This window comes from Wenyingzhuangia sp. 2_MG-2023 (assembly GCF_030548295.1).
In the GTDB taxonomy this organism is placed as follows: domain Bacteria; phylum Bacteroidota; class Bacteroidia; order Flavobacteriales; family Flavobacteriaceae; genus Wenyingzhuangia.
In genome coordinates this window covers 692,334-713,615 of the sequence record NZ_JAUOSB010000001.1, presented here as the reverse complement: position 1 = coordinate 713,615, position 21,282 = coordinate 692,334, and the positions used below count along the sequence as shown (strand labels likewise).

At 33.0% G+C, this 21,282-nt stretch carries 23 protein-coding genes and 1 pseudogene; 7 read left to right on the top strand and 17 right to left on the bottom strand.

Translation table 11 applies throughout. The annotated features are described in order from the left end of the window. Positions 1-36: 36 nt before the first annotated feature. The gene (locus Q4548_RS02840; RefSeq protein ID WP_303451257.1) at positions 37-1,026 is read right to left on the bottom strand and encodes a glycoside hydrolase family 113; all 990 of its coding nucleotides are present in this window, start codon (positions 1,024-1,026) and stop codon (positions 37-39) included. Between the two features lie 77 nt (positions 1,027-1,103). On the opposite strand from Q4548_RS02840, the gene Q4548_RS02835 reads away from it, so the two are divergent. Beyond that, the gene (locus Q4548_RS02835) at positions 1,104-1,871 is read left to right on the top strand and encodes a TatD family hydrolase (RefSeq protein WP_303451254.1); all 768 of its coding nucleotides are present in this window, start codon (positions 1,104-1,106) and stop codon (positions 1,869-1,871) included. Here Q4548_RS02835 and Q4548_RS02830 read toward each other — a convergent pair whose 3' ends face one another. From Q4548_RS02830 to Q4548_RS02810, 5 genes are all read right to left on the bottom strand, one after another. Further along, complete coding sequence (locus tag Q4548_RS02830; RefSeq protein WP_303451252.1) at positions 1,872-2,381, bottom strand: GNAT family N-acetyltransferase; 510 nt, start codon at positions 2,379-2,381, stop codon at positions 1,872-1,874. Between the two features lie 2 nt (positions 2,382-2,383). Further along, positions 2,384-3,088, bottom strand: a complete 705-nt coding sequence (locus tag Q4548_RS02825; RefSeq protein ID WP_303451251.1) for a 2-phosphosulfolactate phosphatase — start codon at positions 3,086-3,088, stop codon at positions 2,384-2,386. A gap of 77 nt (positions 3,089-3,165) precedes the next feature. Continuing rightward, positions 3,166-3,906, bottom strand: a complete 741-nt coding sequence (locus Q4548_RS02820) for a succinate dehydrogenase/fumarate reductase iron-sulfur subunit (RefSeq protein ID WP_303451249.1) — start codon at positions 3,904-3,906, stop codon at positions 3,166-3,168. 14 nt (positions 3,907-3,920) lie between these two features. Continuing rightward, a complete protein-coding gene (locus tag Q4548_RS02815) occupies positions 3,921-5,933 on the bottom strand; it encodes a fumarate reductase/succinate dehydrogenase flavoprotein subunit (protein ID WP_303451248.1) in 2,013 nt (670 codons plus the stop codon). A gap of 12 nt (positions 5,934-5,945) precedes the next feature. Next, positions 5,946-6,608: a succinate dehydrogenase cytochrome b subunit gene (locus Q4548_RS02810; RefSeq protein WP_303451247.1), complete on the bottom strand. Its 663-nt coding sequence runs from the start codon at positions 6,606-6,608 to the stop codon at positions 5,946-5,948. Positions 6,609-7,016: 408 nt separating this feature from the next. Here Q4548_RS02810 and Q4548_RS02805 point away from each other — a divergent pair, with 408 nt between their 5' ends. After that, positions 7,017-8,015 carry an aspartate-semialdehyde dehydrogenase gene (locus Q4548_RS02805; protein ID WP_303451245.1) on the top strand — a complete coding sequence of 333 codons (999 nt, stop codon included), beginning with the start codon at positions 7,017-7,019 and terminating at the stop codon, positions 8,013-8,015. Between the two features lie 75 nt (positions 8,016-8,090). Here the strand turns inward: Q4548_RS02805 and Q4548_RS02800 are convergent, their stop codons facing one another. The 5 genes from Q4548_RS02800 to Q4548_RS02780 form a co-directional block, all read right to left on the bottom strand. Then, on the bottom strand, positions 8,091-8,723 hold the full coding sequence (locus tag Q4548_RS02800; protein WP_303451243.1) for an NAD(P)-dependent oxidoreductase: 633 nt from the start codon (positions 8,721-8,723) through the stop codon (positions 8,091-8,093). A gap of 90 nt (positions 8,724-8,813) precedes the next feature. Continuing rightward, positions 8,814-9,398, bottom strand: a complete 585-nt coding sequence (locus Q4548_RS02795; RefSeq protein ID WP_303451241.1) for a Crp/Fnr family transcriptional regulator — start codon at positions 9,396-9,398, stop codon at positions 8,814-8,816. Positions 9,399-9,504: 106 nt separating this feature from the next. Then, on the bottom strand, positions 9,505-10,431 hold the full coding sequence (locus Q4548_RS02790; RefSeq protein WP_303451239.1) for a methylenetetrahydrofolate reductase: 927 nt from the start codon (positions 10,429-10,431) through the stop codon (positions 9,505-9,507). A 45-nt stretch (positions 10,432-10,476) separates the two neighbouring features. Further along, positions 10,477-10,935 (bottom strand): DUF1569 domain-containing protein, encoded by a 459-nt coding sequence (locus Q4548_RS02785; RefSeq protein WP_303451238.1) that lies wholly within the window; start codon positions 10,933-10,935, stop codon positions 10,477-10,479. Between the two features lie 35 nt (positions 10,936-10,970). Beyond that, entirely contained in the window at positions 10,971-12,185 is a 1,215-nt protein-coding gene (locus Q4548_RS02780; protein WP_303451237.1) for an aminotransferase class V-fold PLP-dependent enzyme, read from the bottom strand. Positions 12,186-12,303: 118 nt separating this feature from the next. On the opposite strand from Q4548_RS02780, the gene Q4548_RS02775 reads away from it, so the two are divergent. Further along, positions 12,304-13,662: a serine hydrolase gene (locus tag Q4548_RS02775; RefSeq protein WP_303451236.1), complete on the top strand. Its 1,359-nt coding sequence runs from the start codon at positions 12,304-12,306 to the stop codon at positions 13,660-13,662. A 147-nt stretch (positions 13,663-13,809) separates the two neighbouring features. Here the strand turns inward: Q4548_RS02775 and Q4548_RS02770 are convergent. Beyond that, positions 13,810-14,094 (bottom strand): annotated as a pseudogene (locus Q4548_RS02770) (hypothetical protein); the annotation flags it as partial. 176 nt (positions 14,095-14,270) lie between these two features. Here Q4548_RS02770 and Q4548_RS02765 point away from each other — a divergent pair. Beyond that, on the top strand, positions 14,271-14,606 hold the full coding sequence (locus Q4548_RS02765; RefSeq protein ID WP_303451235.1) for a single-stranded DNA-binding protein: 336 nt from the start codon (positions 14,271-14,273) through the stop codon (positions 14,604-14,606). 62 nt (positions 14,607-14,668) lie between these two features. Here Q4548_RS02765 and Q4548_RS02760 read toward each other — a convergent pair whose 3' ends face one another. Both Q4548_RS02760 and Q4548_RS02755 read right to left on the bottom strand, forming a co-directional pair. Then, positions 14,669-15,178: an acyl-CoA thioesterase gene (locus tag Q4548_RS02760; protein ID WP_303451234.1), complete on the bottom strand. Its 510-nt coding sequence runs from the start codon at positions 15,176-15,178 to the stop codon at positions 14,669-14,671. A gap of 42 nt (positions 15,179-15,220) precedes the next feature. Continuing rightward, positions 15,221-16,120, bottom strand: a complete 900-nt coding sequence (locus Q4548_RS02755; RefSeq protein ID WP_303451233.1) for an SPOR domain-containing protein — start codon at positions 16,118-16,120, stop codon at positions 15,221-15,223. Between the two features lie 92 nt (positions 16,121-16,212). On the opposite strand from Q4548_RS02755, the gene dprA reads away from it, so the two are divergent. Next, a complete protein-coding gene (gene dprA, locus Q4548_RS02750) occupies positions 16,213-17,316 on the top strand; it encodes a DNA-processing protein DprA (protein WP_303451232.1) in 1,104 nt (367 codons plus the stop codon). On the opposite strand, the gene Q4548_RS02745 is transcribed toward dprA, so the two are convergent. The 3 genes from Q4548_RS02745 to Q4548_RS02735 are packed head-to-tail and all read right to left on the bottom strand — an operon-like array spanning position 17,313 to position 20,090. Continuing rightward, on the bottom strand, positions 17,313-18,176 hold the full coding sequence (locus Q4548_RS02745; RefSeq protein WP_303451231.1) for a DMT family transporter: 864 nt from the start codon (positions 18,174-18,176) through the stop codon (positions 17,313-17,315). The two genes, dprA and Q4548_RS02745, sit on opposite strands and share 4 nt — an antisense overlap. Before the next feature lie 2 nt (positions 18,177-18,178). Further along, positions 18,179-18,613 (bottom strand): dUTP diphosphatase, encoded by a 435-nt coding sequence (gene dut / locus Q4548_RS02740; RefSeq protein ID WP_303451230.1) that lies wholly within the window; start codon positions 18,611-18,613, stop codon positions 18,179-18,181. Between the two features lie 34 nt (positions 18,614-18,647). Continuing rightward, the gene (locus Q4548_RS02735; RefSeq protein WP_303451229.1) at positions 18,648-20,090 is read right to left on the bottom strand and encodes an oligosaccharide flippase family protein; all 1,443 of its coding nucleotides are present in this window, start codon (positions 20,088-20,090) and stop codon (positions 18,648-18,650) included. A 62-nt stretch (positions 20,091-20,152) separates the two neighbouring features. On the opposite strand from Q4548_RS02735, the gene Q4548_RS02730 reads away from it, so the two are divergent. Both Q4548_RS02730 and Q4548_RS02725 read left to right on the top strand, forming a co-directional pair. Beyond that, complete coding sequence (locus Q4548_RS02730) at positions 20,153-20,851, top strand: DUF6973 domain-containing protein (RefSeq protein WP_303451228.1); 699 nt, start codon at positions 20,153-20,155, stop codon at positions 20,849-20,851. Continuing rightward, the gene (locus tag Q4548_RS02725; protein ID WP_303451227.1) at positions 20,851-21,279 is read left to right on the top strand and encodes a hypothetical protein; all 429 of its coding nucleotides are present in this window, start codon (positions 20,851-20,853) and stop codon (positions 21,277-21,279) included. The genes Q4548_RS02730 and Q4548_RS02725 overlap by 1 nt, the downstream gene beginning before the upstream one ends. The last annotated feature ends 3 nt before the right edge of the window (positions 21,280-21,282 follow it).

The window sequence follows — 21,282 nt, the reverse complement described above, 5'->3', positions numbered from 1 at the left end:
ATATAAATTTCTTAACATATACCTTTTCTCACCCTTCTATTTTTTAAACTGTTTTTTCACCACCTCTATTGCTTTTTTACCTTGTGGAGAAAATGCTTTTTCTTGATTTCTATAAGTGCTATCTGTCAAGTGCCACTTCCATAAAAAACCACCTGCAAACCAATCTTCTCCATAAAAAGTTTCATATAAAGATTGATATGCATTGACTTGGGCTCGTTCATTTACTGGATATTTCCCATTGCTACCCCAGGTTTCTTTGGTGTTATAATCTGAACTTTCAAAACCATATTCTGTAAATAGAACAGGTTTGTTATCAACCTTACTTAATTGATATAAGTTTAGTTTGATGGGGTCCCAAGCAAGCTTTAATTCTTGAACAGTTGGTTCTTTTTTATCTGATAAAGAGTAGTAAGCATCTACACCTATATAATCTAATTCATTCCAAAAATTTACAGCTTCTATATTATCCCAATTGGCAGCATAGGTTATCTTTCCTTTGTAAACTTGTTTTATTTTTGTTATCAGTTCTTTAAAAAACAGTGGTCTTTTTAGCACAACTTGTTTTAATTCTGTACCAATACAAAACAGCTCAACCTGTTGTTCTTCAGCAATTTTGGCATAACTTAAAATATAATCTACATAATCCTGCTCCCATATTTTCCAATCTTTTTCATTCTCTAAAGTAAAATCACCAATCCAACTTTTACGATACCACACATGTGGCTTTAAAAACACCTTTAACTGTTGCTGTCTAGCAAGATTGATAAGTTCTAAAACGCCTTCTTTTTTTTCTCCCCACCATTGTCTGTTGTGATTAAAGTAAACATTTGGAGATTCATCTTTACAAAAAGCAAAAGGGATAATAGCTACCCAATTAGCATGGATTTGACGGACATCAAGCAAAGAAAAATCTTCTACATGCTTTGGAGGAGAAACCAAACTTACTCCGTTGATCTTTTTTTGAGAACAAGAAAAAAAGGAAATAAATACAATTCCAAAAAACAACTGATTTCTAAAAAACTTCATTTTCTATTTGTTTTAAACGGTCTTAAAATTACTCAAAAACAAATCGATACTTATCTTTGTTCTAAAATTTAGACAAAATGATTTTTACGGATACCCACACGCATTTAAACAGTGAACAGTTTGATGAAGATAGAAACGAAATGATTCAAAGAGCGTTGAATGCTGGTGTAAAGCGTTTGTTTGTTCCCTCTGTAGACTCTGAATATACACAAAGTATGTTTGATGTCGCAGAGGCTTTTCCAGAAAACATACACTTGATGATGGGAGTTCACCCAACTCACATCAAAGAGAATTATCTAGATGAGTTGAAAACTGCCCGTGAATGGTTGGAAACAGGAAAATTTGTGGCTGTTGGAGAAATTGGAATTGATCTGTATTGGGATGATACTTATATAACACAACAAAAAGAAGCTTTTCAGACCCAAGTACAATGGGCAAAAGAATTAGGACTACCTATCAATATTCATTGTAGAAATGCATTTGAAGAGGTTTTTGAGATTTTAGAAAAAGAAAAGTCTGACAAGCTATTTGGAATTTTTCATTGTTTTACAGGAACTTTAGAAGATGCAAAAAGAGCTATTGGTTACAATTTAAAACTGGGAATTGGTGGAGTTGCTACCTTTAAAAATGGTAAAATAGACAAATTCTTAGCAGAAATTCCTTTAGAAAATATCGTTTTAGAAACCGATGCTCCTTATTTAGCTCCAACTCCTTTTAGAGGAAAACGTAATGAGTCTATGTATACCGTAAATGTTGCTGAAAAACTAGCTACCATTTACAACAAACCCCTTACTGAAATAGCTGAGATTACTACACAAAACAGCAAAGAGGTTTTTGGGGTTTAATTAAAACTCCAAAACCTTTTCATAAGCATTTCTGAAACTGTTCCTAAAACACACTGTTCCACAATATTGGTAACCTAATTTTTTAAAAATGGCAATCATCTCATCATTGTCATGATTGGTATCTGCTTTTATACTGTATATATGGTTTTCTAAAGCATAGCTCTCAATAAAATTCATCATTTTTTTAGCCAATCCTTTTCCCAAGTGATTTTCTGAAATAGCAACTCTATGAAATACCACATAATCTTTATGTGTTATCCATTGCCCCTCTATATTTTCATATTCAGGTTCATCATTTACCAACATGGCAACATATCCAACAATAGTTTCATTTTCCGTTAGCACAAAACCAACCTTTTTCTCTATATCTCTTTTAAGAACTTCAGGATTGGGGTAACCATCTTGCCATTGATTACTCCCTTCTAGTTTTCTTTTTTGAATTGCTTGTTGTAATATTTCCCAAATCACTGGAATTTCAGAAATATTGGCTTTTTTAAAAGTGTAGTTCATTGTTAAAGTTTAAATGATTTTGTTTTTCTGTAATATTTTGGAACAACATTATATAGGTCTTTTTGAATACAAAAATCTATATCTTTCTGCTTATTCAAATTCATTAACCGAAGAGCGTGTTCGCAAGTGTTTAGTTTTTTCTGATAACTCTCTTCATAGCTTAAATAATAACTCAACGCTATCTCAGAACTATCTGTTAAAACAAACTCTCTTGAAAGCTCTGAAACAACAGCTCCAGCAAACATAAAATCTTCTGTACTCATTTTGCCTTTCCAGCCTGCACAAACTAACAAAACATCCGAATCAGCTTGATAAATATATTCCCTTACACCCCTTAAATTAGTAAAAGCTCCTATAATAATTTCTTTTGCCTTTAAAGACATTTCTACAGCCTTAGTTCCATTAGTTGTAGAAATTGCCAACTTATGATTCACATATTTATCATTTAAAAAAGACAAAGGGGAATTATCCACATCCATGCCTTCAACCTTTACTCCGTTTCTTTCTCCACCTACTAAAAAACCTTCTTCTTTTAAAGCAATTGCATCCTTAACTTCTAAACAAGTTTTTACTTCTGAGACTCCATTTGCCATAGCTGTAACGATGGTGGTGGTGGCTCTAAAAACATCAATAATCACCACTAATTTTCCAGCTACTTCATAATTTGATGTAAGTTCTGGGGCTACTACTACTTCTATATTTTTCATAATATTCCTTTTTATGAACCAAAAATCCCCTTTGATTTTAAATCAAAGGGGATTGTATATATTTTAGGGTTTTAAGCTTAAATATTTGCTTTAAAAAACTCACGGTTCATACGAGCAATATTGTCTAAAGAAATTCCTTTAGGACATTCAACTTCACATGCACCTGTATTTGTACAGTTACCAAAACCTTCTAAATCCATTTGCGCTACCATGTTTTTAACACGATCCGAAGCTTCAACTTGCCCTTGTGGCAACAAAGCATATTGAGATACTTTTGCACCAACAAACAACATTGCAGATGAGTTTTTACACGTAGCAACACAAGCACCACACCCAATACAAGTAGCAGCATCCATCGCTTCATCAGCAGCATGCTTAGAAATTGGCAACGAGTTTGCATCTTGTGTATTCCCAGAAGTGTTTACAGAAATAAATCCTCCTTGATGTTGAATTCTATCAAAAGCAGTACGGTCTACTACTAAATCTTTAATTACTGGGAACGCTTTAGCTCGGAAAGGCTCTATGTAAATAGTATCTCCATCCTTAAACTTACGCATGTGTAACTGACAAGTAGTAATTCCTCTATCTGGCCCGTGTGCTTCACCATTAATGTACAAAGAACACATACCACAAATTCCTTCTCTACAATCGTGATCAAACGCTACCGGCTCTCCACCTTCGTTAAGAATTTGTTCGTTTAATACATCTAACATTTCTAAGAAAGACATATCTGGAGATACATCAGCCAAGCTGTAATCTACCATTTTACCTTCATCATTGGCTCCACTTTGTCGCCAGATTTTAAGTTTTAAATTCATATCCATGGTCTTTCTTATTTATATGATCTTGTTTTTAACTCAATATCGTTAAACTCTAATTGTTCTTTGTGTAATACTGCATCTCCAGGTTCTCCTGTATATTCCCAAGCTGAAACGAATGCAAAATCAGCATCGTTACGCTTAGCTTCTCCTTTTTGAGGACCTTCAGTTTCAGCAGATTCTTCACGGAAGTGACCTCCACATGATTCTTCTCTTACCAAAGCATCTTTTGCAAACAACTCTCCTAATTCTAAGAAATCTGCTACACGTCCTGCTTTTGCTAATTCTTCGTTATAAGTATCTGCAGACCCTGGAACTTTTACATCTTTCCAGAATTCTTCACGTAATGCTTTAATTTCAGACATTGCTTCCGTTAAACCTTGAGCATTACGAGCCATACCTACTTTGTTCCACATAATTTTACCTAAACGTTTGTGGAAATGATCCACAGATTTAGTTCCCTTATTGTTAACAAAGAAATTGATTTGATCTTTTACTGATTTTTCTGCTTCTTCAAATTCTGGTGAATCAGTAGGAATTGCTCCTGTTCTAATATCATCAGATAAATAATCTCCAATCGTATATGGTAAAACAAAATATCCATCTGCCAAACCTTGCATTAATGCAGAAGCCCCTAAACGGTTAGCACCGTGATCAGAGAAGTTTGCTTCTCCAATACAGTAACATCCAGGAATGGTTGTCATTAAGTTATAATCAACCCAAGTACCACCCATTGTGTAGTGAACTGCAGGATAAATCATCATTGGTGTGTTGTATGGATCTTCATCTACAATCTTGTCATACATTTGGAACAAGTTACCATACTTTGCTTTTACAAGCTCTTTCCCTAATTTATCAATCTTCTCAGCAGTTGGATTGTTATCTCCATGGATTAAAGCTTGTTCTCTACCGTAACGCTTAATAGCATCCGCAAAATCTAAATAAACAGCTTCACCTGTAGCATTTACTCCAAAACCAGCATCACATCTTTCTTTTGCAGCTCTCGATGCAACATCACGAGGTACTAAGTTTCCAAAGGCAGGATATCTTCTTTCTAAGTAATAATCTCTTTCTGCTTCTGATAAATCCGTAGGTTTTTTCTTCCCTTCTCTAATTGCCTGAGCATCTTCTAATTTAGCAGGAACCCAAATACGTCCATCGTTACGTAAAGATTCAGACATCAATGTTAATTTAGACTGATGATCTCCTGAAACGGGAATACATGTTGGGTGAATTTGTGTATAACAAGGGTTTGCAAAGTATGCTCCTTTCTTATGGATTTTCCATGATGCAGAAACGTTAGAACCCATTGCATTCGTAGATAAGAAAAATACGTTTCCATATCCTCCTGATGCAATTACTACTGCATGTGCAGAATGTCTTTCAACTTCTCCTGTAACTAAGTTACGAGTAATAATTCCTCTTGCTTTTCCATCTACCAAAACAACATCCATCATTTCGTGACGGTTGTACATTTTAATTTTTCCACGACCAATTTGACGGTTCATTGCAGAATATGCTCCTAACAATAATTGTTGTCCTGTTTGTCCTTTAGCGTAAAAAGTTCTAGATACTAAAACTCCACCAAAAGAACGATTGTCTAACAATCCACCATAATCACGAGCAAAAGGTACACCTTGAGCTACACATTGGTCAATAATATTTGCAGAAACTTCTGCCAAACGATATACGTTTGCTTCACGAGCACGGTAATCTCCTCCTTTTACAGTATCGTAAAACAACCTGTAAGTAGAATCTCCGTCTCCTTGGTAATTTTTTGCTGCGTTAATTCCCCCTTGAGCTGCAATAGAGTGTGCTCTACGAGGTGAATCTTGGTAAGCAAATGCTTTTACGTTGTAACCTAATTCAGCCAAAGTTGCAGCAGCAGAACCTCCTGCCAAACCTGTCCCTACCACAATAACATCAATGTTACGTTTGTTTGCAGGGTTTACTAAATCGATATGATTTTTATAATTCGTCCATTTATCAGCGATAGGACCTTGTGGTACTTTTGAATCTAATGCCATAATTAAAATGTCTTAGTGTTGATTGAAATGGTGAAACAAAGCAATAACGATAAATCCTACAGGAATACCTATTGCATATATTTTTGATACAGTTTCTAACTTAGCAGCACGTTTAGCACTCATTCCACTAGATTGGAATGCAGATTTAAATCCGTGTAATAAGTGTAATGCTAAAAATGCAAATGCAGCTACATAAGCTCCTGTTCTAATAGGACTTTGAAACTTGTGTACCAATTCACCATAATATCTTGTCGGATCTTCTGGCAATACATTAATGTATTTGTGATTAATTTCTGGGAACCAAAAATCAATAAAATGCAATACAATAAATGCTAAAATTGCCAAACCAGAATAAATCATGTTTCTACTAACCCAAGTAGAATTGGCAGCACCATTATTTTTTACATACTTAATGTTACGAGCACTTTTGTTTTTAACTTCTAAGACAAAACCCATAACGAAGTGAAAAACAACACCAAAAATTAGAATTGGTTGTAGTCCAAACTGTACTGCTGGATTAGTACCCATAAAATGAGACAACTCATTAAAAGCATCAGCACTAAAAATTGATGTTAAATTGATTGCAAAATGCTGCAATAAGAAAAACATTAAAAAGAAAGCAGAAGCAGCCATGGCCACTTTCCTTCCTATCGAAGAAGATAAAACTCCACTCATTAGTTTTAAGATTAATTTGTTAATAAACGCTAACAAATTTAATGCATTTGAATGATTATTGTATGATAATCCTCATATTCCACCTTTATTTAGATAGATTACAAGCTAAAATTTAAAGAATTATCAAATATGCAATTTTGATTAAAAAATTCAACAGCTTACCGAACTTATTCTTCACTATTCATCGACTTTAAATTGCCCACATCTCTTAATCAAAAACACAATTCAAAGCGCTATTGACCAATAAGTTAAACAATCAATCGGTTTAAATATTTTTAAAAATCACCAAATTAGATGAATTTTCAACAAATCGTGTAGTTTTTAACGTTGGTAGTATTTTACAGTCTACATTTTTAGCATATTTGCATTCTCAATTTTTGAACAACTAGAAACTAAAACAATATAAGTATGAAAGTAGCAGTAGTAGGAGCTACCGGAATGGTAGGAACGGTAATGTTAAAAGTATTGGCAGAAAGAAATTTTCCTGTAACAGAATTAATCCCTGTTGCATCGGCTCGTTCTGCAGGTAAACAATTAGAATACAAAGGTAAAAACTATACAGTAGTAACTTTAGAAGATGCGGTTAAAATGAATGCAGATGTTGCTTTATTTTCTGCAGGTGGTGATACTTCTTTAGAGTGGGCTCCAAAATTTGCAGCCGCTGGAACTACTGTTGTAGATAACTCATCAGCATGGAGAATGGATCCTACTAAAAAATTAGTAGTACCAGAAATTAACGGTGATGTATTAACTGCTGAAGATAAAATTATTGCCAACCCAAACTGTTCTACCATTCAGTTGGTAATGGCTTTAGCTCCATTGCATAAAAAATACCAAATGAAACGTTTGATTATTTCTACCTACCAATCTGTTTCTGGAACGGGAGTAGCAGCAGTTAGACAATTAGAAAATGAGCAAAACGGAATTACGGATGGAGAAATGGCTTACAACTATCCTATTAACCGTAATGCAATTCCTCATTGTGATGTTTTTATGGAAAACGGATACACCAAAGAAGAAATGAAATTAGTTAAAGAACCTAAGAAAATTTTAGGTGATGATTCTTTTGCTGTTACAGCAACAGCTGTTCGAATTCCTACTGCTGGTGGTCACTCAGAAGCAGTAAACGTAGAGTTTGCTAACGATTTTGACTTGGCTGAGGTTCGTGCTATTTTAGAAGCAACTCCTGGAGTTATTGTACAAGATGATTTGGCTAACAATATTTATCCTATGCCAGCTTTAGCTCACGATAAAGATGAAGTTTTTGTAGGACGTATCCGTAGAGATGAGTCTTTACCAAACACATTAAACATGTGGATTGTTGCTGATAACTTACGTAAAGGTGCAGCTACAAACACAGTACAAATTGCTGAATATTTATTAGAAAAAGGGTTATTACCTGCTTAATTCTAATTTGATTTAATATCATAAAAAAACCATCCTTAATTAAGGATGGTTTTTTACTTTTGAGAAATCCGTTACTTAATATCCAATTGTAAATCTTTTTTTACTGAATTTAGCTTCTTCTACCTCATTTATAATTCCAACAGCAAAATCTTCCATAGAAATAGAACTTTCTCCTTTATCATTTACAATTAAATTATCTTCTCCAATTTTAAAATTATTAGTTCTTTCTCCTTCAAAAATATAGGCAGACGGAGAAACATTCGTCCAATTTAATTCTCTTTCTTTATTATAAATTTGTTCTAAAACACCTCTATGTGCTAAGGCAACTGGTTTATACTCTTCTGGAAAATTAGGTGCATCTACCAATTGTAAAGTCTCACTAACTTTTAAACTTCCTGCACCACCTACAGCAATTAAACGGACATTTGCTTTTTTAGCAGCTGCAACCAAACTTTTAGAAGCTTCCATTAATTTTGATGTATCTGAATGAGGAGGTGCATATGCACTAATTACAACATCACTACCTTTAAAACTTTCTGCCAGAGCATCTGTGTTAAAAATATCTACAGCTTGTAATTCTGCATTTTCTGTTCCAAAAAAGTCTTTTGATTTAGAGGTTATTAATTTTAAACTGTAATTTCTGCTAGCAGCTTCTTTTACAATTCTTTGTCCAATGTTTCCTCCTGCTCCTACAATTGTAATTTTCATAAGTATATCTATTTTGATTTATTATTCTAAGTCAAAATTATACCTATCCCTTTTTAAAAACATTGAAATATTTCAATAAACACCTTTGTTTTATTTTTTTTTAATTGCATTTTTCCTGAATTTACTAACCAATTCGTGTGAAATACCAAGGTAAGATGCAAGTTGAATATTGGTAATTCTTGGTACTATGTTGGAGTAATTATCTAGAAAGTCTAAATACCTTTCTTCTGCCTTTAAACTTAAATTTCTAACGATTCTACGTTGAAAAGAGATGATTGCTTTTTGAGACATTTTTCTAAAAAGCTGTTCTGCCTTAGGAGACTCTTTGTATAACTTTTCTTTATCACTTTTATGAATTATTAAAACTTCACTAGACTCTAATGCCTGTATAGATAACTTAGAAGTTACTTTGTTAACAAGACTATCTAAATCAACAATCCACCAATCTTCTAAAGCAAAATAAACCGTATGTTCTTTACCGTCTTCATCCGTAGTAAAAACCCTAAAGCAACCTTTACAAACAAAAGCCTCAAACAAACAATACTCTCCCTGTTTTAAAAGGAATTGCCTTTTATCAACTTGCTGAATTTTAAAATATTTCTGATACAGTTTAAATTCTTCATCTGTAATTTGAATGTGTTTTAAAATGTGTTTTTTTAGTTGATGATATTCCAAATTAATGTGTTTTTCTTCTTACTAAAATTACTCTTTTTACACAAAACACCCTCAAACTGTTTGTAACATTTTGAGGGTGTTTTGTGAATTTTAAAAATCAAGTAAATTATTTCATCATATCTTTTATAGTTTTTACCAACTCTATAGAAGCATCAATCTCTGCTTTACGAATAGCAACAGACTCTATGTTAAAGCCAATAGGCATGTTTTTTTCTTTAGCAAAACCAATCAAATCATTGGCAATGTATTTACAAATACCAATAGATGCATTTAGAATATCTGGAGAAACCTTTAACTCATTTTCTAACCAACGCTGAATATCAATTCCCAACCACTTGGTAAACTCCAATGTTTTTAAAGAACCAATAGGTGTAAGTGTAAAAATAATAGGCATAGGTTTAATTCCTTTTTCTTGCGTATAAAAGTAATAATCAGACAACATATCTTTTGCATTGTCTAAATTATAAACACACTGAGAAATAAAGAAAGAACATCCGTTTGCTATTTTATTAGTCAACCTAATATGTTCATCTCCTTTTACAAAATGACGTTCTGGAATGGTAACGCCACCCATTTTAATGGTCGTAGCAGATTCTTTTTTAATTCTATAGGCATCTTGTAAAGACAGGTTTACCTGTTGTTCTTTAGATGGAGCCCCTACAAACACCGTTAAATCAATACTTTTTTCGTTATCTATTAACCAAGTTTTTAAAGACTCTTCTGTAAATTTCCCTACACTTTTATATATAATTTTAGGAACATCTAAGTCTTGTAAATAAGTATTGGCATACGCATCAGGTGCCCAGGTAGACATAAAAGGAAAAGGCCTTGGATTGTTATTTCTAGAAGACTCATCTTGAATATCATACAATACCAAACCATCAATATCCAAACCTTGCAAACGATCCATTTGTCTTTGCGCAATTCCCTGAATTTTATCTTTATCGGTAGACGTTTTTGGAGGTGTTAATCCATAAAAAACATACCCACCTTCTTTCTTTTCTATCTTATCTTTTAATTCTTTTGACTTCATATCTAGTAGCAACAAGACCTAGTTATCGATCTCTAATTTTAAATATCAAACACCAAATTGATTGAAATGGTGATCTAAATGTTTTTGAAATAAATTACTCCACTCTTTGGCTGTTAAATTTCCAAAAGAAACGGTCAATCTTCCTTCAAAATAACTTTCTCCTTTTTCAAAAACCCACTGCATGTTTTGTAAAAGAAGTGATTTTTCTTCTTCAAAATCTTTATGCTCTTGAACCATATAATAAGGATTTGTTTTGGCATTTTTAGGATAAGGCTTATCTCCTACAAGTGTTTTCTTTAAAAATGTTTTTAAAAAAACATGCATAAATGGGTGCAATTCTATTCTAACTTTCCCTCTTGATGTATCATATGTTAAATTCAAATGCGCTAACATTTGAGCAGAGCTCATTTTACCCCATAAAGGTTTTGACTCTGGTGTCAACTTGTCTAAGCGTTTTTTGTTTTCAGCCAAAGTAGCTACTTTAAAAATACTTGGATATGACATACAAAAATTTATTTTTTAGATTGTAAATATAAACTTTATGACAACATCATCACTGCTTTTTGCAATGCACTTACCAACGCATCTATTTCTTGTTTGGTGTTGTAAAAAGCAAAAGATGCTCTAACCGTACCTGGAATATCAAATCGTGCCATAATAGGTTGTGTACAATGATGTCCTGTTCTTACCGCAATTCCTAATTTGTCAACAATAGTACCTATATCAAATGGGTGAATATCTCCAATATTAAAAGAAATAACACTTGCCTTATTTTTAGCTGTTCCGTATATTTTTAAGCCTGGTATTTTCAACAATTCTTCCGTACCATAAACCAACAACTCATGTTCATATGCTTCTATATGCTCTAAACCAATCGTATTGATATAGTCCAAAGCAGTTCCAAAAGCAATAACATCTGCAATGTTTGGAGTTCCTGCTTCAAATTTGTGTGGCAATTCTGCATAAGTTGTTTTTTCAAACGTACAGTCTTTGATCATTTCTCCTCCTCCGTGATAAGGAGGTAGTTGATTTAAAATTGCTTCTTTTCCGTACAAAAATCCAATTCCTGTAGGTCCTAACATTTTATGAGCAGAACACGTAAAAAAGTCACAATCCATAGCTTGCAAATCGATACTCATATGCGGACAAGATTGTGCTCCATCTATCAATACCCAAGCACAAAATTTGTGTGCTTTTTCTATAATTTCTGCTATAGGATTTACCGTTCCAAGAGCATTTGAAATATGATTGACTGCTACTATTTTTGTGTTTTCAGTTAACAAACTCTCATAAACATCCATTTTCAATTCTCCCTCGTCATTCATAGGAATTACTTTTAAAGTAGCTCCTGTTCTCTCACACAACAATTGCCAAGGCACAATGTTAGAATGGTGTTCTAAAGCAGAAACAATAATCTCATCGGTAGCTTTTATCAAAGAAGTTAATGTTGTAGCAACCAAATTAATTCCCTCCGTAGTTCCTTTGGTAAAAATTAGTTCGTGTTCAAACTTAGGATTGAAATGAGCTTTCAATTTACGTCTAGTTTCTTCAAAAGCATCTGTTGCCAATTGACTCAACGTATGTACACCTCTATGCACGTTTGAATTGATAGTAGAATAGTAATTGGTAATTGCATCAATCACCACCTGTGGCTTTTGACTTGTAGCTCCATTGTCAAAATAAACCAAGGGTTTACCATTCACTTGTTGACTTAAAATAGGAAAATCAGCTCTTACTTTATCTATATGTATCATGAATTCAAATCTTTGTTACAAAGGTACTTCTTTAAGTGCAGAAGATAAAAACCTCTCTCAACTCTTTTGCTATGATTGCTTCTTAAAAATTAGTAACTTGTTGTAAAAGTTTTCAAGAATGAAATATCTTAAAATGATTGGAATTTCTTTATTTATTATTGTTTTGGCAATCTTTGCTCTTAATTATCCTAAATTCAAACTAATATCTGGGTTTGCAGCTAAAAACATGGCCAGTAGTTATTTCTTAGCCCATAGAGATGTAGCTTATACCAACAACACAGATAATTATGGCCCCTTGACCAAAATAGCTTCTACTAAAGTCGATTCTCTTCAAAAAATCGCAACTTCTAACGTATTAGGCATGTCTGAAAAAAAAGCCATTTACAGACCTGGATTGGGAGCAACTTTAATAAACAAAAACACTATTGTACCTAAAAATCATTTGGCTCCTCATCGGGATTTTACAACAATCAACCGAACATATCCCTATGGAAATTTAGCCCCAGAACACACCAAGTTCAACAATATTGATTATCACAAATTAGATAGTATTGTCAATAATTGTTTTATTGAAAATCACCCTGATGGCATAAAAAAAACTCGTTCTATTTTAGTCTTGTACAAAGGACAAATAATTGCTGAAAAATATGCTGATGGTTTTAACAAGCATTCTTTACTTCAAGGTTGGTCTATGACCAAAAGTTTACTAACTACTTGCTTTGGTGTCTTGGAAAAAGAAAACAATTTTGACATCAACGCTCCTATTACCGCTTTTCCTGAATGGGAACAAGATTCACGAAAAAACATAACTACAAGCCATTTGCTTAGAATGGAAAGCGGACTAGAATGGGAAGAAAACTACAAGAAAATTTGCGATGTTACCAAAATGCTTTTTGAAGACGAAGATTGCACACTAAGACCTATAGACAAACCACAAATTGCACCCGCAGAAACTATTTTTAACTATGCATCTGGCACCAGCAATATTTTAGCTGCTTTGCTCCGACAACAATTCAATACACATCAAGAGTATTTAGACTATCCGTACAAGTCTTTTATTGATAAAATCGGGATGCATTCTATGACTATTGAAACGGATATCAAAGGAAACTACGTAGCGTCTTCTTACAGTTGGGCAACTACCAGAGACTGGGCTAAATTTGGACAACTTTTTTTAAATAACGGAATTTGGAACGAAGAACAAATTTTAAGTAAAAACTGGGTGAATTATATACGCACACCAAATAAAAGTGCTCATGGAGAATATGGTGGTCAATGGTGGTTGAATCAGGAAAATTACATGCCAAATGTGCCTAAGGATTGTTTTTATGCTGATGGTTTTCAAGGACAACGTATTTTTGTGATTCCCTCTAAAGATTTGGTTGTGGTTAGATTTGGAGTTACCCAATTAGGACGTGTTGGTTTTTATCCTTTATTTGATAACTTATTGGGAACCATTTGCAAGAGCATTCAATAATTGAATCAACAAATTAATAACACCCAAGCTATAAAAACACCAATCTTAAACAGACTTTATCTTTAAATTATTGTCTGAATCTTCTTAATTTTTAACTAGTAAAACTTGAGCCTGCTCCAAGTGCAAACATCCTTGGTTGTAACATTAAAAATATTGATTACCTGTTTTTGTTGTGTAAATTGATGTAAACAAATCAAACCTAAAACCTTTCTGAATCAATGTGCTTTTTAACACTTTGGTTTTTCCTGTAGTATTCAACTCACAAAGAATTTTATAATTTTTCTTAAGCGCATTGTTGGTATTTCTTACCAAATTTTTATCGCCCACATCCAATTTGTTATTGTACGCATTTCTACAATAATCGTTACAAAACTTTTTATCAGATCTACCTACAATTCTTTCACCACATTCTATACATTTTTTTTCTTCCATTGCCTTAACTTTTTATTCCTTTTCAAGTTACGCAAAAAAACGTTTACAAACGACTACAAACAGTTACATCCGCAAACAAACAATTAATAACCGATTAAAACTTGAGTCTGTTTGCATCTTTGCCCTGTTGATGAACCTCAACAATACAATTTATAAACATTTAAAAATTTAACGTTATGAACAATTTAAGAAACAAAGTACAGTTAATCGGACATTTAGGAGCAGCACCTGTTGTAAAAGAATTTGGAAAAGATAAAAAATTAGCCAACTTTTCTATGGCAACCAAAGAAGTTTATTACAACAAAGAAGGTGAACGTGTTACAGATACCCAATGGCACAATGTAGTATGTTGGAATAAAAATGCTGAAATTGCTGAAAAATATTTAGACAAAGGAAGTGAAATTGCCATTGAAGGAAAACTAACCAACGATAGCTGGGAAGACAAAGAAGGTAACAAACGATACACTACCAAAATTGTTGTAAATGAATTATTAATGTTGGGTGGAAAATAAAAAACATCAAACTGAAAATGATGTCCAAAGTTTGAAAATTCAAGTTTTGGACATTTCTTTTTTTATAAAAACAATGCTTTTAATTCGGTAGCCTCTTTAGGCTTCATTTTTCCGGCAACAACCAAACTCAACTGCCTACGTCTTAAAGCACTTTCGTAACGTTGTTTTTCCAAATTTGTTTCAGCTATAATTTCAGGAATAGACTGCGGTTTCCCTTTCTGATCAACAGCTACAAAAGTGTAGATTGCTTCGTTTACTTTGGTACGTTCTCCTGAATTTCTATCTTCTAGAAAAACATCTGCAATCACTTCCATAGAAGATGAAAAAGCTCTTGTAACCTTGGCTTCAATCGTCATCATACTTCCCAAAGGAATTACTTTGGCAAAAGAAACATTGTTTACGGCAACAGTTACACAAATATGATTGGAATGTCTTTGTGCTGCAATACAGCATATTCTATCTACTCGCGCTAACAATTCACCTCCAAACAATCCATGCAAAGCATTGGTATCACTAGGTAAAATAATATCTGTGGTAATTGCTAAAGAAGATGATGATGGTTTTGCTTTCATATGTTTGTAGAATAAAACTGCTGCTAAAGATAAGATCTTTATTTATTCATTGATCAACAACCAAGCATATTTATTATCTTCTCTTTTAATTTTATTCAACGTATTAACAGCTGTTCTTTTGTCTTGAAAAGAAGCATAACTTACTTGAGTCAACCCCCATTTATTTACGCCAATAATACTTGCATTGTACCCTTTAGCATTTAGCGACTCTACTTTTTTAGCTGCATTTTCTGCATCCTTAAAAGCACCTGCAATAATATGGTACTTGTGCAATTCATCAACCGCTACCTGTTCAACTTCTTTTTCAACGGTTAAAGTAACACTTGGCAAAGGTTGTAAAATATTGAAAGAAGCTTGTTGAATTTTTGCTGTAATGTCTTTTTGTGCAACAACCTCTTGATTGTTTTTCACTTTATTCACATACGCTGTTCCTCCTACAAAAACACCTATAGCTACAACTGCTGCTGCTGCCATGTATTTTTGATAAGATTTCTTTACAATTTCAACTTCAGGAGTTGCAACCGTATGTCTTAAAACATAATTAGCATCTACATCACTCAACCCAAAAGAACTGGTCAAGTAATTTATTTTATGAATCGGCTCAAAAGACAATTGATTGTTTTCTAATGTAAATTGACCGATATTTTGAAGTAACAATGGAGATTTTTTCAAATCTTGTTGCCAAACATGAACTTCTTTTTTAATCATTTCTAAAGCCTCATCAAAAGTAATTTTCAATGAAGTAGCAACATGATTGACTAACAAACCATCATTTTGTTGAAGATTTACATTGAAAGAAATATTTTTTGTAGGAGGTGTAAACTGGTGATTCTCTACTTTGATTTGGCTTGATATTTTATTACTCACAAACCCTCCAAAACTAGGCACCATTACACATTCGTACCTGTATAATAATTCACTGATGTATTTTGATAACTGCATTTTACAAAAATATCAAAAAAATGATGAGTTTCAAACGTAGTCTTTCCTTTTTTCCATAAAACATTTTTGTAACTTATACTCAAAAACTGTTTATGAACCTTACGGAATTTCAATATGCTTTGGCTCTTCAAGACACAAAAGGCATAGGAACAATCACTGCTAAAAAAATGATACAACGTTATGGTAGTGCCACCAAATTATACTTAGCTCATCAGAAAAACGATCTCAAAAAAGACATCAATCCACAATTGTTTAAAACTTTATTTCACAAAACATCACTAATAAAAGCTGAAAAGGAACTAGACAAACTACATTCCAAAAACTTAAACTTTCTTTATTTTTTTAATTCCAATTACCCGAAACATCTATTGAATTGTGCAGATTCTCCTTTGTTACTTTTTCATGATGGGGCACACAAATTAGAGGAATATCAAAATACGGTAAGCATTGTTGGTACCCGTAACATTTCTTCTTACGGAAGAGGTTTCTGTAGCGAACTGATTGATTCTTTAAAAAACTACAAACCCCTTATTGTAAGCGGATATGCTTTTGGTGTAGATATCTGTGCTCATTTAGAAGCTTTAAAAAACAACATTCCTACGCTAGCTGTATTGGCTCACGGTTACGGAACTATTTACCCTAAAGAACATAAGAAATTTTACAATGAAGTTAGAGAAAGTGGTGGTTTTTTATCGGAATTCAACTATAACGAACCTCCTTATCGAGAAAACTTTTTAAAAAGAAACCGAATTGTAGCTGGAATAAGTCAAGCCACCATTGTGATAGAATCTGCAGCAAAAGGTGGAGCTTTGGTAACGGCTGACATTGCCAATTCTTACAACAAAGATGTTTATGCTGTGCCCGGAAGAGCCAATGATATCTATAGCAAAGGCTGTAATAATTTGATCAAAAATCACAAAGCTGCTTTGATCACTTCGGGTGAAGATTTGATAGAACAATTAGGTTGGCAAACAAAACAAAAAACTGCTCCAAAAACCATTCAACCACAATTGTTTATTGAATTGAAAGAAGATGAGAAACGCGTTTATGATTTGTTAGAAAACGAAGCTATTTACATAGACGAAATTGCGCGAACTAGCAACATTCCCATTTATAAAATATCCAATATTGTTTTTCAATTAGAGATGAAAGCCTTGATTCAGGTTTTACCTGGAAAACTCATCAAAAGGATTTAATGTTTTCTGCTAATAAACGCTTCTAAAACAACTGCCGAAACAATCATAAGACCACCAATAACTGTAGCAATTGTAGGAATTTCATTTAAAAAAATAAATGCAAAAATGGCAACATATAATGGCTGTACACAACTTAGCAATGAAACCGTTGTTGCAGAAAAATTCTTAAAATTATACACCAAATACGTATGCCCTACAGCTGTAGTAATAATTCCTAAAAACACCAAATGAGGTAATTGCCTTGTATAATCTTCAATAGTCCATGGTAAAAAGAAAAAAACAGGCAGTAAGCACAACCAAATAATTCCAGTTTGATAGAACATAAGTACTGTTGCATTGTAATTAGCAACATGTTTTTTCATTAAAATATTACGCGTAGCATAAAAAACTGCAGAAACAATTCCAAAAACAATTCCTAAAGTAGTTTGATTCCCCATATCAAACTCTGGAGTTAATATATAAAGACCTAAAATAACCAACAATGCTAAAAACAAATGCTTAGGATCAAAAGTAGTTTTACGTATAAATGGTTCTAATAATGTTGTAAAAATAGGATATGTAAACAAAGCTATTACACCCAAACCAGCACCCGCCAATTGCAAAGCATAAAAATAAGTAATCCAATGTCCTCCTTGTAAAAAAGCACAAAATAAGAAAGAACCTCCGTCTTTAGACAAATCAAATCTTAGACTAAATCCTTTCCATTTGATGTAAATAGCCAAGGCAATAAACGCAAAAACACATCGAGACCAAATGCTAATTTCAGGAGACAAAGAAATATAATTACCAAAAGGAGCCGCAGTACCGATAAGTAACAATGCTAAATTTAATTGTAGAATATGTCTGAACTGTTCTTTCATCACTATTTTTTTCCCGTACTTCCAAATCCACCTGCTCCTCTTTCCGTAGCATCCAATTCATCAACCTCTACCCATTCAGCTTGTTCGTGCTTGGCAATTACCAATTGAGCAATTCTTTCGCCATCAGTTACCTCAAAAATATCGTTAGAAAGATTCACCAAAATCACTCCTATTTCTCCTCTGTAGTCTGCATCAACTGTACCTGGAGAGTTCAATACTGTAATTCCTTTTTTAGCAGCCAAACCACTTCTAGGTCTCACTTGTGCCTCGTAACCTTGTGGCAATGCAATAAACAATCCTGTTTTGATAATTGCCCTTTCTAAAGGTTTTAAAAACACACTTTCTGATAAGTTGGCTTTCAAATCTAATCCTGCTGCTCCTTTGGTTTCGTATTGAGGCAAACTATGCTTAGACTTGTTGATGATTTGTACTTTCATGCTAAAAGAATTTTTGGCAAAAGTAAGTTCTTATTTAGCGTTTTAAGAATCTTTGGGTGATAAATTTTCTTTCCGAAAAAGTTATCAAACAAAGAGTTGCTAATAACAAAGAAGTGTTGATCCAAAAATTGTTTCTGAATATGTAAAAGGAAACAAAACACAAAGTCATTATCCACAAAAACAAAGCCCCTATCTTTTTAACGTTATAGGGTGTTTTGTAATACTTCTGCCCATACAAATAAGAAACCATCATCATTAGAAAATATACAAAAAACGTTACCCAAGCCGCTCCTATATAACCAAATATCGGCACAAAAACCAACAACCCAACAATGGTAAAAACAGCTCCTAAAATTGAAAAATACATTGCAAATTTTGTTTGTCCTGTATTTTTGTACCAAACCGATAAATTGTTATAAATACCTAACAACAAATTGGCCAATAAAATGACTGGTACAATTGCCAATGTTTCATGATATTCAGGTTTTTTAAGCAACAAGCTTGCAAAAAAATCAATATAAGCTACAATAACAAGAACAATCAAAGCTCCCAAAATAGTAAACCATTCTAAAATAATGGCATACGTGTTTTTTGCATTTTTATTTTTAGAAATGTTAAAAAAGAAAGGTTCTGCTCCAAGCTTAAAAGCCGTAATAAACAAAGCCATAAACACCCCTAATTTATACGTACCCGCATACGCTCCCCCAATACTTTCATTCAAAAACTGAGGCAAAATCAATTTGTCTAAATTTTCATTAGTCACATAAGCCAATCCTGCTATTAAAATAGGCCAACCATATGACAACATTTTTTTTAGCAACTTAAAATCGAGTGAAATTTTAAATTTTAAAAAACTAGGCAACACCATCAAAAAAGTAAGACTGCTAGCCAAAAGAGTTGCTAAAAAAATATACCCAACATTTGAATGAGTAGGATACCAACTAAGCACATTTAATTGATTGTGTTTGGGCAAATACCACAAAAACAAAAGATTTAAAAATGCATAAATAGAAATGTTAAAAATTCTAAACCCTGCATAACTGAATGCTTTGTTATTTACCCTTAAATAAGCAAACGGAATAACCACCAAGGTATCAAACGCAAGAATTCCTACAAGAGTTTTAAAATGAATCACCTCAGCAAATTCAAGCAGAGGAGCAATTTTATCTGCCAATAAAAACAACGGAGTCAACACAAAAAGAGTGACCAATCCTACCGATGTAAACGAAGTACTCAACACCTTTTGTTTGTTATTTTCTGAATTAAAAAATTTAAAAAAAGTAGTTTCCATTCCAAAAGTCAACAAAACATTAAAGTAAGCTGCCCAAACAAAAAACTGAGTATTGACATTGAACTCTACCGTACTTGCTAAATTCTGGGTATGAAAGCCTACCAAAAACACATTGATTGCCTTTGGCAAAACAGCTGCCAAACCATAGACAACCGTATTTTTTAAAAAAGAGTTAAGTGTGCTCAAATTGTTAAGATATACTACAAATATATTCTATTTTTACAGAAAGAAAATGAAAGTAGATTCCTATGAAAATTAAATTCCTAACCCTTTTCTTAACTTTGTTTTTCCTAGCACTTTTTTTCATTTCTAAAGGTGTGGCTCAATCACCTAAAAAAGCATTCAAAAGTTTAAGTTCTCATGAAAAATACTGGGTGTATTTTCATCCTTTTACAGCTAAAAAAGCCTATCAAGTTTCTAAAGATGTAGAAAAAGTTGTGGATTCTATAGCCAAAACAAAAACCTTAGGGCCTTTAAAAGTAGGAAATCAGATAGACGCTTTTAAACACGCTTTTTGGATGTGGAGTTTGGCAGAAAAAATAGGATGGAGAGCTGCCAGCAGTTTAGGAGAAGCTCATGAAAAAGGAAATTATGATTTTTATCTTCAACACATAAACGAAGATGGTGAATTGCCAGACAAAGCTAGTTCTGACATGGATGCCCACAACAATAGTGTAGGAATAGCGCTCTATAAGAAATATAAAAAACAAAAAACTTCTAAATCTGAAAAGATAGAGAAAGTAATAGCTGCTGTTTTGCAAGGAAAAACCAAAATGATTTTACAGAACAAAAGCGGAAATTATCTAGACATAAACGGAAACATCATTCCTAAAAAAGATTATTATGGTATATGGAGCAATGCACGAATATTAACTCCTACCAAAGCTCTTCATTTAATGATTGATAATCCATCAAAATCCTTAAATTTGTCACAAACAAAAAAATAATGAAGACCGTACATTCCATTTTAGCAGCTTTTGTATTAATTGCCATTTCTATGGTAGTTTTTAACGCCATTATGAGCTTAAAAAGATCTGAACAATTTAAATCTGGAGACAGAAAATTAGGATTAATTGCTTTAATTCTTACTCACACTCAACTTTTAATAGGTTTGGTAACTTATTATGTTTCTCCTTGGTATGAAAGCATGAAAAATGTTGGAATGGGAAAAGCAATGAAAGATTCAGAATTAAGATTGATGACTGTTGAGCATCCACTTATGATGATTATTGCTATTGTCTTAATTACTGTTGGATGGTCTCGTCACAAAAAATTAACAGAGGACAAAGCTAAATTTAAGTCTTTTGCTATTTTTTACGGAATTGCTTTGTTGTTAATTCTATCTAGAATTCCTTGGGCTCAGTGGTTGTCTTAATAC